Source organism: Mammaliicoccus sp. C-M13, from assembly GCF_022386845.1.
In the GTDB taxonomy this organism is placed as follows: Bacteria; Bacillota; Bacilli; order Staphylococcales; family Staphylococcaceae; genus Mammaliicoccus; species Mammaliicoccus lentus.
Genome location: NZ_JAJNHQ010000012.1, coordinates 63,834 through 76,663, shown reverse-complemented (window position 1 = coordinate 76,663; position 12,830 = coordinate 63,834). Strand labels below are relative to the sequence as shown.

Below are 12,830 nucleotides of genomic sequence, written 5' to 3'. Positions count from 1 at the left end.
CACCTCTACAATATTTTCTTAGTCGATTACATTGTACTAAAGTGAGCTATATTTGGCTCTTTTTTTATTACACAATTATATGGACATATTCAATAATATCGCGCTAACGTGCTTGTTTATATTCACTAGCTCGTTAGAAAATGTAACGAGCTTGTCTCAAATTTCTTGCTCGTTAGAGTAATGTATCATATGTGTTTAGGGTAAAATTTAAAAATAAGAGCCTAGGATAATTATTTATGTCCTAGGCTCTTATTTTTGTATTGGCAGTAGATGACTGGTATGAAAATGCGCTTATAACAAGCTTTTTTCATACCTAGTCACCCTTGCCGGGGTGGGACTACGAAATCTTTTTAATAAAATGAGATTTCTGTCCCACTCCCTTATTTTGTATTATTCATTTACTAATTTCTTTTCAAAACGATTTAAATCATTGTCGTGTCCGATAACAATTAAAATATCATTAAATTCAATACTTTCATTTGGATCTGGTGCTACAATAATGTCTTTACCTCTTTTTACAGCTATTATATTAATGCCGTAATTAGCTCGGACATCCAATTCCAGTATAGAATTACCTGCAAGCTTTTCTCCTGCTTTTATTTCAACAATTGAATATTCATCCGATAACTCTAAATAATCTAATACAGATGCGCTTGCAACGTTATGTGCAATTCTTCTACCCATATCTCTTTCTGGATGTACTACGGTATCTGCACCAATTTTATTCAAAATTTTCGCATGATAATCATTTTGAGCTTTAGCTGTTACTTTCTTTACGCCCAACTCTTTAAGAATTAACGTTGTTAAAGTACTTGCCTGTATATTCTCACCTATCGCTACAATGACATGATCAAAGTTACGTATACCTAAACTTTTCATAACCGCTTCGTCAGTTGTATCTGCTATAACAGCATGTGTGGCAATATCACTAAATTCATTCACTCTAGCTTCATCTGAGTCAATGGCCATTACATCCATATCTAGCGCGTTTAATTCTCTAACAATACTACCACCAAAACGCCCTAAGCCAATTACTACATATTCTTTACTCATGATACGCCTCCATACTTATCCTGAAATTATTTTTTACCTTTAACGTAATCTGCATCAAAGATAAACAATCTTAATAATAATATAAGCGATGGAACTAGTAAAAGTAAACCTAAAATAAATGCTATGACTAACATAAGCGCCATTTGTTCATTTACGACAGCTTTATCAATATTAATATATGGTTCAAGTATATAAGGTAATTTACTTAAGCCATATCCAAAGAATGCTGTTCCGAATTGTAACAGAATCATCGTAAATGCAAAACCATGCGCCTTTTTAAGATATATCAATACTACAGCAATAATGAAGAATACCATACTTAAAGCAAATAACCACCAATAATTTTCAATCGCGTTGGTAAAGTGTCTTTCATTATGTTGTCTTAATGATAAGAAAACAAACTGACAAATAATAATCATTGGAAGTGCCCAAATTAAGAACCATTGTCTTAATAAATGATAAGCTTCAGTATCTTTAGCTTTATTAGCATAGTACGTTAAGAAACCTGATGAGATATAGAGTACTGAGATAATAGCTAAGAACACTACTGCCCAAGCATAAGGACTTAATAATAAAGTCATCCATTCTAAGTGAACACCACTTGATGTTTCTTTAATATATCCACCTTCAGCAATTGTTAAAATTGTCGATAATGATGCCGGAATAAGCAAACCAGTAGCACCATACAAGAACAACCATGATAATTTACTATCTTGTCCGTAGTTTTCAAATGCGTAGAAACTACCACGAATTGTTAATAATATTAGAGCTATACTTCCTGGTATCAATAATGTTGAACCAAAGTAGTAAGCTGAATCTGGGAAGAATCCAACGATTCCTACAAAGAAGAATACAAAGAATACATTTGTAACTTCCCAAACAGGGTTTAAATATCTGGAGATCAATCCATTTATAATATGATCTTGTTTAGTTAATTTCGCATGGAAAGAAAAGAATCCTGCCCCGAAATCAATTGCACCGATAACAATGTAGCCATATAAGAAGAGCCAAAGTACTGTGACACCTATGTGTTGATAATCCATTATACTTCACCCCTTCTTTCTATAACTTTATTTACATCATCTGTTGCTTTACTGTGACTAAACATTCTGATTAATACATAACTTGATGAAATACCGAGTACTAAATAAAGTATAGCAAAAGCAATAAACACTAGACTTAAACCATCAGCGTTTGTAGCAGCTTGTGCCACTTTTAAATAGCCCCTTAAAATCCATGGTTGTCTACCCATTTCTGCTAAGAACCATCCACATTCAATCGCTAGCATTGCTAATGGTCCAGTTAGCACAGTTAAGTATAATAATGGTTTGTTAAATTGCGACCATTTTTTCGTCCATTTTAAAACAACAAACAGTGCTGATACAACAAAACAATAAACTCCAAAGAATACCATTAAGTCAAAGAAGTAATGTATAATGAGTGGTGGTGTTTCATCACTCTTAAAGTCATTTAAACCTTTCACTTCTGTATTAAAGTTATTATCAGATAAGAAACTTAAAGCACCAGGAATTTTAATAGCGCCTTTAACTTCTTGGCTCTTCTCATCTACATAACCAAATAATACTAAATCGGCCTTGGATTCACTTTCAAAGTGCCATTCCATAGCTGCTAATTTTTCAGGTTGTTCATCATGTAAAAATTTAGCTGATAAATCCCCTGCAAGCATTGATAATAAACTCGCAACCAAACCAACTATCATTGTTAATTTAAGTGCTTTTTTATGATATTCTCTATCATCGATGAATTTATTTTTAATAAGTCTATAAGCTGCTATACTTGCTAAAATAAATGCGGCAGTCATAAACGCTGTTGCTACAACGTGAAATGAACGTACTCCAAATGAAGCGTTAAACATAGCTGCAACTGGATCAATATTCATCAATTTACCGTTGATAAAATCAAATCCTCCAGGCGTATTCATGAAAGAGTTCACTGATGTAATGAAAAACGCTGAGAATGTACCACCTATAATAACTGGTAAGTTAATTAAAAAGTGTGTCCATCTTCCTTTAAATCTATCCCAAGTGTACAAATAAATACTTAAGAAAATTGCTTCAAAGAAAAATGCAAATGTTTCCATAAATAATGGAAGGGCAATAACTTGTCCACCTAACTGCATAAATGATGGCCATAATAATGATAATTGTAGCCCGATAATTGTTCCCGTAACTACACCGACTGCTACAGTTATTGTGTAACCTTTTGACCATCGTTTAGCCATTGCAATATACATAGGATTATTTTTCTTAATCCCTATGAATTCTGCGATAGCAAACATTAGCGGTATACCTACACCTATCGTTGCAAATATAATATGAAAACCTAATGTCATTGCAGTTAGTAAACGACTTACAACTACTGCATCCATAATATTCCTCCATTCAACGTATGTGATTTATATCACAATTTAAATTCATTATACAACAAATTATTACTTAATAAAATCTAAAAGTTTTAACAAATCGTGACAAATTCATGTCATCATTATGCTAATCCGTTGAATAAGCTAACAAATCATTATAATATGACTATATAAAGTAGAGGTGAATTCAATGAAAAACGTCATAATTTATACACAAGATCAATGCCCACCTTGTCAATTTGTAAAACAGTACTTTGATCAAAATGAAATTGACTATACAGAAAAAAATATTAAAAACTCAAAATTCAAATCAGAACTTATCGACTTAGATAGTTTTTCGACTCCAACTGTTTTAATTGATGATAAAGTATTCTACCAAGTAGATATTGAATCATTTAATAAAGCACTAGGTATAACACAATGAAAATAAATTTCCCTTCTTCTGATATAGTAACGCTCAAGCACACATTTTACACTGAACTCAAATCTAACTTAAAAATTGTCCATATAACAGATTTGCATATTGGTTATTACTCTGGCTTAGAATCATTACACCAACTTGTGATCAAAATTAATAATATGCAACCTGATATCATATGTTTAACTGGTGATTGCTTTGATGATATCGGCAAAATTAAATTTGACCCTTATCTAGTTATACCTTTATTCATAACCCTTAAATCAAAATATGGCAAATTTTTTGTTCCAGGAAACCATGACTATGGTTCCAATAGTATCAGTACTGTTATAAAAATCATGAAACTTTCAGGGTTTAATGTTTTATTAAATGAAACACAAGTAGTCAAAACCTGTGCTGGCAATCTTTCTATTTACGGCATTGATGATTTATGTTTCGGTCAACCAAATTTTAGTAACTCATTTTATGACAAAGATGATTATATTGATTTTAGAGTTTGCTTAATGCATGAACCTGATAAAGTTCGATTACTCAACCCAAATATAAATCTCGTTTTATCTGGCCACACCCATGGTGGACAAATACGACTTCCTGTATTCGGTGCGTTGCATACACCTGCACTCGGTAAGAAATACAAGAAAGGTCTATATCAAATTAGACATAGGCAATATCTTTATGTTAATAAAGGGATTGGTATGACTAGGTTACCGATTAGAGTATTTTGCAATCCTGAAATTGCTATATTTTATTTAAAAGGTAAATAATTTTTATAAAAAAGAGGGATTTCTTAATAATTAAGAAATCCCTCTTTATATATAAAATTAAACTCAATTTATGCTAATTCATTAACTAATTCTACAACTTCTTCAGAAGTCGCACAGTTAATAGCTCGATTAGCTAATTCTTGCATTTCTTTTTGGTCTAATTCTTTTATTTGTTTTCTAGCTTTTAAGATACTTGTTGCGCTCATAGAGAACTCATCTAGACCTAATCCAAGTAATAATGGAACAGCTGTGTTATCGCCAGCCATTTCACCACACATACCAGTCCATTTACCTTCTTTATGTGAAGCTTCAATTACTTGCTTAATTAAGCGAAGAATTGCAGGGTTATATGGTTGGTATAAATACGAAACGCGTTCTGACATACGGTCAGCAGCCATAGTATATTGAATTAAATCATTAGTTCCGATACTAAAGAAATCTACTTCTTTAGCAAAGATGTCAGCTAATGCTGCAGTTGCTGGTATTTCTACCATGATACCTACTTCGATATCATCATCAACTTTAACACCTTCAGAAACTAATTTTTCTTTCTCTTCAAGTAAGATTGCTTTAGCATCTCTGAATTCTTGGATAGTTGCAATCATTGGGAACATGATGTTTAACTTTCCATATTCAGATGCACGTAATAATGCTCTTAATTGTGTTCTAAAGATATCTGTTTGATCTAAACATAGGCGAATAGCTCTGTATCCTAAGAATGGATTCATTTCTTTAGGCAAGTTTAAATAAGATAATTCTTTATCTCCACCAATGTCTAAAGTACGTACGACAACACGTTTGCCATCCATTTCTTTTAATACTTTGCTATATGCTTCAAATTGTTCATCTTCTGAAGGCATATTGTCTCTTCCCATGTATAAGAATTCAGTACGATATAAGCCGATACCTTGTGCACCGTTATTTTTAACACCTTCTAAATCATTCGGTGTTCCAATATTAGCAGCAAGTTCAACATGAACACCATCTTTAGAAACTGAATCATCATTTACTAGCTTAGCAAGCTCTTGTTTTTCAGCAAAAAAGTCTTTTTGCTTTTGTTCATAAGCAAGAACTTCATCTTCGCTAGGATCAATGATTACGTCTCCAGTTAATCCGTCAATGATTAAGCTATCACCATGTTTAACACGGTCAGTTATATCTTTTGTACCTACTACTGCAGGTATTTCTAAAGAACGACTCATAATTGCAGAGTGTGAAGTTCTTCCACCAATATTTGTAGCAAAACCTTTAACAAACTCTTTGTTAAGTTGTGCTGTATCAGATGGTGTTAAATCTTCCCCTACAATAATAACGCTTTCATTAATCATACTAGGATTTGGTAATTCTACTCCTAAAATATGAGCTAATATACGTTTAGATACGTCTCGTATATCTGCAGCGCGCTCTTTCATGTACTCATTATCCATATTTTCAAAAATACTAATGAAATTATTAGATACTTCTTGTAATGCAGTTGGAGCGTTCACTTTATTATTGCGTATATTTTCTTCAATTGGATTTAATAACTCTGGATCTTCTAACACTAATAAATGTGCATCGAAAATTGCAGCTTTATCAGCACCAAGTTGCTTTTCAGCATTATTACGAATTTGAGTTAGTTCAACTTTTGATTGATTCACAGCAGCTTTAAACTTTTCAACTTCGCCGTCTACATCGCTGATATTTTCACTTGAAAATGATAAATCAGGTTCAACTAGTAAATAAGCTTTACTAATAGCTACACCATCAGATGCAGCTATACCTTTTAATATTTCAGACATTATTTTGTTAAACCTTCTTTAGATAATACGTCTGTAATAGCTTCGATCGCTTCTTTCTCATCACTACCCTCAGCGTAGATAGTAATTTCAGCGTCTTTACCAACACCAAGGCTCATTACACCCATGATTGATTTTAAGTTAACTTTTTTAGCGTTATATTCTAATTGAACATCTGAATCAAATTTAGATGCAGTTTGAACTAACATAGTAGCTGGTCTTGCATGAATACCCGTTTCGTCAATAATTACGTAAGATTTTTGTTCCATTTTATTGTCTCCTTCTAAAGCCATTATTTAATTTGTATAAAATCAAATTTTATCTATACGAATAAAGAATATCAAAAAAATAGATACAATTCAATCAAATTACATAAGTATGCAACATTTTGGTGCATTTATTATTAATCTGACAAGTTTGCATATTCAACTGCAATTTGTGTACCAATTTTTGCATTATGATAAACCAGTTTAATATTCGTTTCTAAAGATTTACCTTCAGATTGTTTAACAATTTCTCCTAATAAGAATGGCGTTGAGTCTTTACCATGAATACCTTGTTCTTCTGCTTTTTTAACTGCATTATCAATGATTCCATTAATAAATGATGGTTCTAATTGATCTTCTTCTGGTACCGGATTTGCTATAACAATGCCTGAATCTAAGCCTAAATCCCATTGAACTTCAGCTAATTTAGCAATTGTTTTTACGTCATCAATTCTCGTGTTTAATTTCAATCCACTTTCACGAGTAAAGAATGCTGGTAATTCATCTGTTTGATAACCAACTACAGGTACACCTTTAGTTTCTAAGTACTCTAAAGTTTTATCTAAGTCTAAGATAGATTTAGCACCTGCACAAACTACTGCTACTTTCGTTTTTGATAGTTCATCTAAGTCAGCTGAAATATCCATCGTTTGTTCAGCACCTTTATGAACCCCACCAATACCACCTGTTACGAAGAATTGGATGTCAGCTAATTGTGCACAAATCATAGTTGAAGCAACAGTCGTTGCACCAATTCTCTTAGTTGCAAGTATTTCAGCAATGTCTCTTCTTGATACTTTTGCTACGTCATCAGCACTTGCTAGTAATTCTAATTCTTCATCATTTAAACCGACTTTAATAGTGCCGTCTATAATAGCGATTGTTGCTGGTACACCGCCATTATCTCTTACAATTTGTTCAACCTTTTTAGCCATGTCCACGTTTTGAGGATAAGGCATGCCGTGTGAAATAATTGTAGATTCTAAAGCAATAATTGCTTTACCTTCCTTTTTAGCTTGTTCTACTTCTTCTGAAAATTGAATATAGTTTTCCATTATAATTCCTCCATGTCTTTTATAAGTTGTTTCTCATGTAAATCTTGTCTAACTGTAAATGGTGTTTGAATAGTTTTTGCTGCATTTGCTTTAGCAAGTTTAACAATTTGTTCTATGTCATAGGACTTAAGCCAACCGTAAATCAAAGCTGATGTAAATGCATCTCCTGCCCCAGTTACATCTACTACTTGTTTAACTGGTGTTACACTAAATTCTAAAATACCTTCCTGTCCTTCATAAAAGATTTGTTCTTTACCAGAAGTGACAATGATATTTTTTGCACCTTGTTTGCTAATTTCAGAAATATAAGATTTTAACTGTTCATCAGTTTCTGCTTTTTTACCAACATAAGCTTCTACTTCATCTTTATTCATAATAATCCAATCTACTGCATGTAAATTATGTGGTAAATGGTTCATTTTCGGCCCTGAAACAGCAATGATGATAAGTTTGATACCTTTCTTTTCAGCATAAGCACATAGAAATTCTAATGTTTCTCTCGGACAATTTAAATCAACAATCATACATTTAGCTTTATTAAGCAAATATGTGTTTTTTATCATAAATTCAGGTGTGATTTTATCATATACAGACATATCAGCTAGACCTAAAGTCATGTCGCCATTTTGATCTAACAAAGCTGTATAACTACCTGTTGCTTCACTCGAAATATTTTCAACATAATCAACATTCATAAATGGAGATGACAAATCAGAAATATGTTGCCATTCTGCATCATTTCCAGCAGTTGTTAACAACAATACGTCTTCACCTATACGTCCTAGATTTTCAGCGACGTTTCTTGCAACACCACCTATTGACGTTTCTGATGTTACAGGATTAGAAGTACCTTGAATTAATTGCTCAGTAATATGGAATTTACGATCAATGTTAGCGCCACCTATACAAACAATTGGATTTTGTTCGTTTAAGACGTAAGCTTTCCCTTGAACATATTCCTTCTTAACTAAGCCAGAAATGATATTTGCAACTGCTGGCCTTGATAAGCCAACTTTCTCTGACAATTCTTGTTGAGAAATAAACGGGTTTTCTTTGATTAAATTTAAAATTAATCTTTCATTCTCGTTCAAAATTTTCACCTTACAAACATTTGTTTGTTTTACAAAAAAAGACTGCCAACTCGTCTTAAAGACTTGTTGACAGTCACAGGATAAATTATGATGGACGTAAAAAATCATTTATGACTTTCTCACATTTTTTAATGTGATCTTCGCCCATTTTTTTCATTAAATAGTAACTTATTGAACCCGCTACTGCTTGTCCAACAAGAGGTACCCATCTAGATTGCTTCGCAGCTTCTCTTTTTACAACCGATTTAAAAAATACTTTAACCATAGCATTCGTTACTTTTTGACCTATGAATTGACTACCTTTCATAGCTGCTGAAGTTAAAACTTTTTGTTTTAAATCATCTTGCATTTTATTGACTTGCTTATGGCTCAATCCGTAAATCTTATTAATATCTTCTATGATGTCTCCCATTAATTTTATATCCATACCTACGCCTAAACCAGGTATCGGCACAACATTAGCTGCAGATGACATTAATGATTTTTTTTGAACGAGATCTTGAGCTCTTTTTCTTCGTTCCAATAATTCAGTTTCTGTTGTTGGTAATTCAGAACGTTTTTTTATTTCTTCAATACCTAACGCTTTATTTCCAGCTTTTGAAGTGATTTTGTTTATAATTCCCATTTTAATCATTCTCCTCACAGTTCATTATTAATTTAATGAATAGTAAAATATACCCTTTTTTCGAAGAATTTAACCATTTATCTGTACAAAAACAACTTTCAAGTACTTACTTGGTTTATAATGAGGGTGCGTTTTGAAGTCTTTAGGTAACCCCATCACATCGGAAATTGTATAATCTAGCTCTAATGAATCCAACGTTTGATTTATCATTTTTTTAAATGCTTTTTGCGGAAAAGCACTTGAATTTGTACTTAATACTAAAGTACCTGTTTCATTAAGTAATGAAGCAGCACCTTCAATTAGTTCAGGATAGTTTTTTTGTACACTAAAAGTCTTTTTCTTATTACGAGCAAAACTTGGTGGATCAATGACAATAACATCATAGCTTAAACCATGTCTTAAAGCGTATTTAAAGTAATCAAAAACATCCATAATAAATATATGGTTATTATTTAAATCCATGGCGTTTAATCCAAAGTTTCCTTCAGTTAATGTTCTAGCTCGATTTGCCAAATCAACACTTGTTGTACTTTTAGCATTTTCACTTGCTGCAACTGAAAATGCACCAGTGTAACTAAATAAGTTCAGTATATCTTTATCTTCGCTATAATGGTCGCGTATTTTTTTTCGTACTTCTTTTTGATCTAGGAAAATACCAGTCATTGGTCCGTCATCTAAATTCACATTATAAAATAGATGATTCTCTTCAATTACATAAGGAAATTCTGGAGCGTCACCTTCTACGAAATCAGAAGATGTTTCCATTCCTTTAAATCTCCTTTTTTCAAAGATAGATTTATATTCGAAAACTTCTTGAATAGCTGGCAAAATTCTATCTTTCAAACGATAAATACCGACTGAGTACCATTGTAATAACAAATGCCCATCGTAGTTATCAATTGTTAATCCACCAATTCCGTCTCCTTCAGCATTAAATAACCTATAAGCATTTATGCCATCTACATTTTCAAAATATTCACGTTCTTGAATTGCTTGTTTAAATAACTTAACGAAAAACTTGTGGTCTATTTTTTCAGTGGAATCTAAAGATAATACCCAACCTATACCTTTGTTTTGCTCACCATAATAAGCAGTAGCGATAAAGTTTTTCCCAGCATCTACTAAAGCTACTAATTCACCTTCATCCATACTTGGCATTTCAAAAATGTCATCTTTGTCGACTAATGGATATCCTCTAAAATATTTATCTTCTTTACCATTTTTAAGCATAATTTGTTTCATTGTTTTTGGCCATCCTTTCGAAATGTCTCACATATTATAACGTAAAATAGCCAAAGACACCAAAAAAACAGAGTATCCCCCTTTAGAATACTCTGTTAACCGAATTTTATTAATCAAAATTTCCCCCAGAAAGTTTTGATCCCCTTGTATGTAAACGCTTACTAAATTTAGTATAAATCATTAGATTATTCCGTGCAATACATTTTTAGAATTAATTCTATAAAAATATTTACTTATTACAACTTCTCTTATATAAATTTCTAATAATGTACCAATTGATAATCTATAAAATACTTTGTCTTCCAAATTGTTAATCCAATAAAGGTGTGTCTAGTTGGATTATTGAGGTGGTTAATCCAATAAAAGGTGCTCTACTTGGATTTTTGAAGTAATTAATCCAACAAAGGTGCTCTACTTGGATTTTTGAGGTGGTTAATCCAATAAAAAGTGGTCTACTTGGATTATTGCCTTAGTAAATCCAACAAAAGGTGCTCTACTTGGATTTTTGAAGGAGTTAATCCAATAAAAAGTGGTCTACTTGGATTATTGAAGTGGTTAATCCAATAAAGGTGTGTCTAATTGGATTATTGTCGGAGTAAATCCAACAACAATATCATCAACTCTTGTTTTTTGACCAATCTCATCCCAAAAAGAGCTAAGGATTTGTATCCCTAGCTCTTTTATATTATTAGGACTTTAAGCCCTTCAAATTAAAATGATTTTTTCAAATGAATGATAAATGCTGGTGTAACAAATAGCATTAATAAAAATGATATCGGTGTAATAAATACGGAAAATTGTGATGTTTGAAGTGCCGATACAAAGAATGTAGTTGCAATTTCAAAGAACAATGCTGATATCACAAATAATTTTCCGAAATTATGTGTATTTTTAACATTAGTTGTATAGTTAAAGTATGCATATAGTATAATTAATAACATCATTATAAATAATGTTACCCATTCAAATACATATTGAATTTGAGATAGACTCCATTCACCTGATAAGAATAAGCCATTTCTATTGTTAAATTCTATAATCGTAAATAAGAAAAGTACGAATGTACAAATCCATTCTATATAACTTTTTTTCAACCATTTTGGTCTTCTCATCCATTTAGGTATATCTTCATCTTCAATTTTTATGATTTCTTTCCATTTTTCATTTCGTTTTCTTCTTTTTTCTTTTACCTCTTCAGAATTAAACTTATCCAAAGTAACTTGCTTCATATCTTCTAATTTGCTGTATAAAGCTTGTGACATAGTAAATATTTTTCTAGTTAATCGATTATTTTTAACTCTTGAATAACGTTCTTCATTTACAGTTTCAATGTCTTCTTCACTAATTGGTAATGATCGTCTCAAATAAAGACTCGTCCATACAGACATCTGACTAAAACACCATAATAAAATAAAGAACAAATTCACACTCATTACATCGAGCGGTTTAACGCTTTTTGTATCAATATTATGATTCATAGCGAATTGTGAAATAAAGTAGCACATTCCGTATGAAATGATAATCCATAAGTAATGTTTTTTTCGATGTAATGGATTAAGTTCACTTTTATATACAACATAGCCTACATGTATGGCAAATGGGATAATAAATAAAAATGAAGCATAGCTATAAACTTGGAACATTGTCATTAAAATAATAATCATGAATATAATCGTTAAAACTATATAAAATATAGATATATCATAATCATAATTTGTTGTTCTTCTTAATGTACGTGCTATTAACAATACAAAGATGCCAAACAACAAGATAATTATTGCCGAAATGACTGGAAAACCACCTATATAGTGATTTAAAATTCTTACTAACTCATCAAAAAAAGCTACAAAAAAGTCCCAAATATTACGAATATGGATATTAGCAGAGTCTTTAATATTATAATCTTTAATACGTGGTGCATTAAATAATATCAGTAGGCCCGTTATGATAATGAATATACCTATAATCCGGCTAAAATGAACTTCCCAGCTTTTTTTCTTAATAGACATGTTCTTCACCTCATTGAACATTATAATTGTTTCATTTTCAAATGTCTTTAAATAAATCGAAAATCAGCCCCAAGAAGTATAAATAAGTTTAAAAGTCAGTACTACCTGGGTATATAATAATATCATACATTTTAAGGGAGTGTTAT

12 protein-coding genes are annotated in these 12,830 nt (G+C 31.6%); 2 read left to right on the top strand and 10 right to left on the bottom strand.

Annotated features, from left to right (window positions below):
* Positions 1-390: 390 nt before the first annotated feature.
* From LQ615_RS10550 to LQ615_RS10540, 3 genes are read right to left on the bottom strand one after another with little or no spacing between them, the layout of a single operon-like run.
* Positions 391-1,053, bottom strand: coding sequence for a potassium channel family protein (locus tag LQ615_RS10550; RefSeq protein ID WP_016999685.1), 663 nt, complete (start codon positions 1,051-1,053; stop codon positions 391-393).
* Positions 1,054-1,079: 26 nt separating this feature from the next.
* Positions 1,080-2,096 (bottom strand): cytochrome d ubiquinol oxidase subunit II, encoded by a 1,017-nt coding sequence (locus tag LQ615_RS10545; protein ID WP_016999684.1) that lies wholly within the window; start codon positions 2,094-2,096, stop codon positions 1,080-1,082.
* Positions 2,096-3,442 carry a cytochrome ubiquinol oxidase subunit I gene (locus LQ615_RS10540; RefSeq protein ID WP_016999683.1) on the bottom strand — a complete coding sequence of 449 codons (1,347 nt, stop codon included), beginning with the start codon at positions 3,440-3,442 and terminating at the stop codon, positions 2,096-2,098. Before LQ615_RS10540 ends, LQ615_RS10545 begins: the two co-directional genes overlap by 1 nt.
* A gap of 184 nt (positions 3,443-3,626) precedes the next feature.
* Here LQ615_RS10540 and LQ615_RS10535 point away from each other — a divergent pair, with 184 nt between their 5' ends.
* Together LQ615_RS10535 and LQ615_RS10530 are read left to right on the top strand one after the other, a co-directional pair.
* Positions 3,627-3,860, top strand: a complete 234-nt coding sequence (locus LQ615_RS10535) for a glutaredoxin family protein (RefSeq protein ID WP_135031799.1) — start codon at positions 3,627-3,629, stop codon at positions 3,858-3,860.
* Complete coding sequence (locus tag LQ615_RS10530; RefSeq protein WP_239703996.1) at positions 3,857-4,618, top strand: metallophosphoesterase; 762 nt, start codon at positions 3,857-3,859, stop codon at positions 4,616-4,618. The genes LQ615_RS10535 and LQ615_RS10530 overlap by 4 nt, the downstream gene beginning before the upstream one ends.
* 68 nt (positions 4,619-4,686) lie before the next feature.
* Here the strand turns inward: LQ615_RS10530 and ptsP are convergent, their stop codons facing one another.
* The 7 genes from ptsP to auxA form a co-directional block, all read right to left on the bottom strand.
* Entirely contained in the window at positions 4,687-6,399 is a 1,713-nt protein-coding gene (ptsP, locus tag LQ615_RS10525) for a phosphoenolpyruvate--protein phosphotransferase (RefSeq protein ID WP_016999680.1), read from the bottom strand.
* Positions 6,399-6,665, bottom strand: coding sequence for a phosphocarrier protein HPr (locus tag LQ615_RS10520; RefSeq protein WP_016999679.1), 267 nt, complete (start codon positions 6,663-6,665; stop codon positions 6,399-6,401). Before LQ615_RS10520 ends, ptsP begins: the two co-directional genes overlap by 1 nt.
* 134 nt (positions 6,666-6,799) lie before the next feature.
* Positions 6,800-7,717, bottom strand: coding sequence for a pseudouridine-5'-phosphate glycosidase (locus LQ615_RS10515; RefSeq protein ID WP_016999678.1), 918 nt, complete (start codon positions 7,715-7,717; stop codon positions 6,800-6,802).
* Complete coding sequence (locus tag LQ615_RS10510; RefSeq protein WP_064204126.1) at positions 7,717-8,808, bottom strand: carbohydrate kinase; 1,092 nt, start codon at positions 8,806-8,808, stop codon at positions 7,717-7,719. Before LQ615_RS10510 ends, LQ615_RS10515 begins: the two co-directional genes overlap by 1 nt.
* 85 nt (positions 8,809-8,893) lie before the next feature.
* Positions 8,894-9,433, bottom strand: coding sequence for a DUF697 domain-containing protein (locus tag LQ615_RS10505; protein ID WP_064211306.1), 540 nt, complete (start codon positions 9,431-9,433; stop codon positions 8,894-8,896).
* A gap of 69 nt (positions 9,434-9,502) precedes the next feature.
* Positions 9,503-10,675 carry a class I SAM-dependent rRNA methyltransferase gene (locus LQ615_RS10500; RefSeq protein ID WP_016999675.1) on the bottom strand — a complete coding sequence of 391 codons (1,173 nt, stop codon included), beginning with the start codon at positions 10,673-10,675 and terminating at the stop codon, positions 9,503-9,505.
* A 710-nt stretch (positions 10,676-11,385) separates the two neighbouring features.
* Entirely contained in the window at positions 11,386-12,684 is a 1,299-nt protein-coding gene (gene auxA, locus LQ615_RS10495) for a lipoteichoic acid stability factor AuxA (RefSeq protein ID WP_016999674.1), read from the bottom strand.
* Between the last annotated feature and the right edge of the window lie 146 nt (positions 12,685-12,830).

Coding starts and splice junctions, on each gene's coding strand:
- LQ615_RS10550 (WP_016999685.1), bottom strand. CDS start 1,053: ATGAGTAAAGAATATGTAGTAATTGGCTTAGGGCGTTTTGGTGGTAGT.
- LQ615_RS10545 (WP_016999684.1), bottom strand. CDS start 2,096: ATGGATTATCAACACATAGGTGTCACAGTACTTTGGCTCTTCTTATAT.
- LQ615_RS10540 (WP_016999683.1), bottom strand. CDS start 3,442: ATGGATGCAGTAGTTGTAAGTCGTTTACTAACTGCAATGACATTAGGT.
- LQ615_RS10535 (WP_135031799.1), top strand. CDS start 3,627: ATGAAAAACGTCATAATTTATACACAAGATCAATGCCCACCTTGTCAA.
- LQ615_RS10530 (WP_239703996.1), top strand. CDS start 3,857: ATGAAAATAAATTTCCCTTCTTCTGATATAGTAACGCTCAAGCACACA.
- ptsP (WP_016999680.1), bottom strand. CDS start 6,399: ATGTCTGAAATATTAAAAGGTATAGCTGCATCTGATGGTGTAGCTATT.
- LQ615_RS10520 (WP_016999679.1), bottom strand. CDS start 6,665: ATGGAACAAAAATCTTACGTAATTATTGACGAAACGGGTATTCATGCA.
- LQ615_RS10515 (WP_016999678.1), bottom strand. CDS start 7,717: ATGGAAAACTATATTCAATTTTCAGAAGAAGTAGAACAAGCTAAAAAG.
- LQ615_RS10505 (WP_064211306.1), bottom strand. CDS start 9,433: ATGGGAATTATAAACAAAATCACTTCAAAAGCTGGAAATAAAGCGTTA.
- LQ615_RS10500 (WP_016999675.1), bottom strand. CDS start 10,675: ATGAAACAAATTATGCTTAAAAATGGTAAAGAAGATAAATATTTTAGA.
- auxA (WP_016999674.1), bottom strand. CDS start 12,684: ATGTCTATTAAGAAAAAAAGCTGGGAAGTTCATTTTAGCCGGATTATA.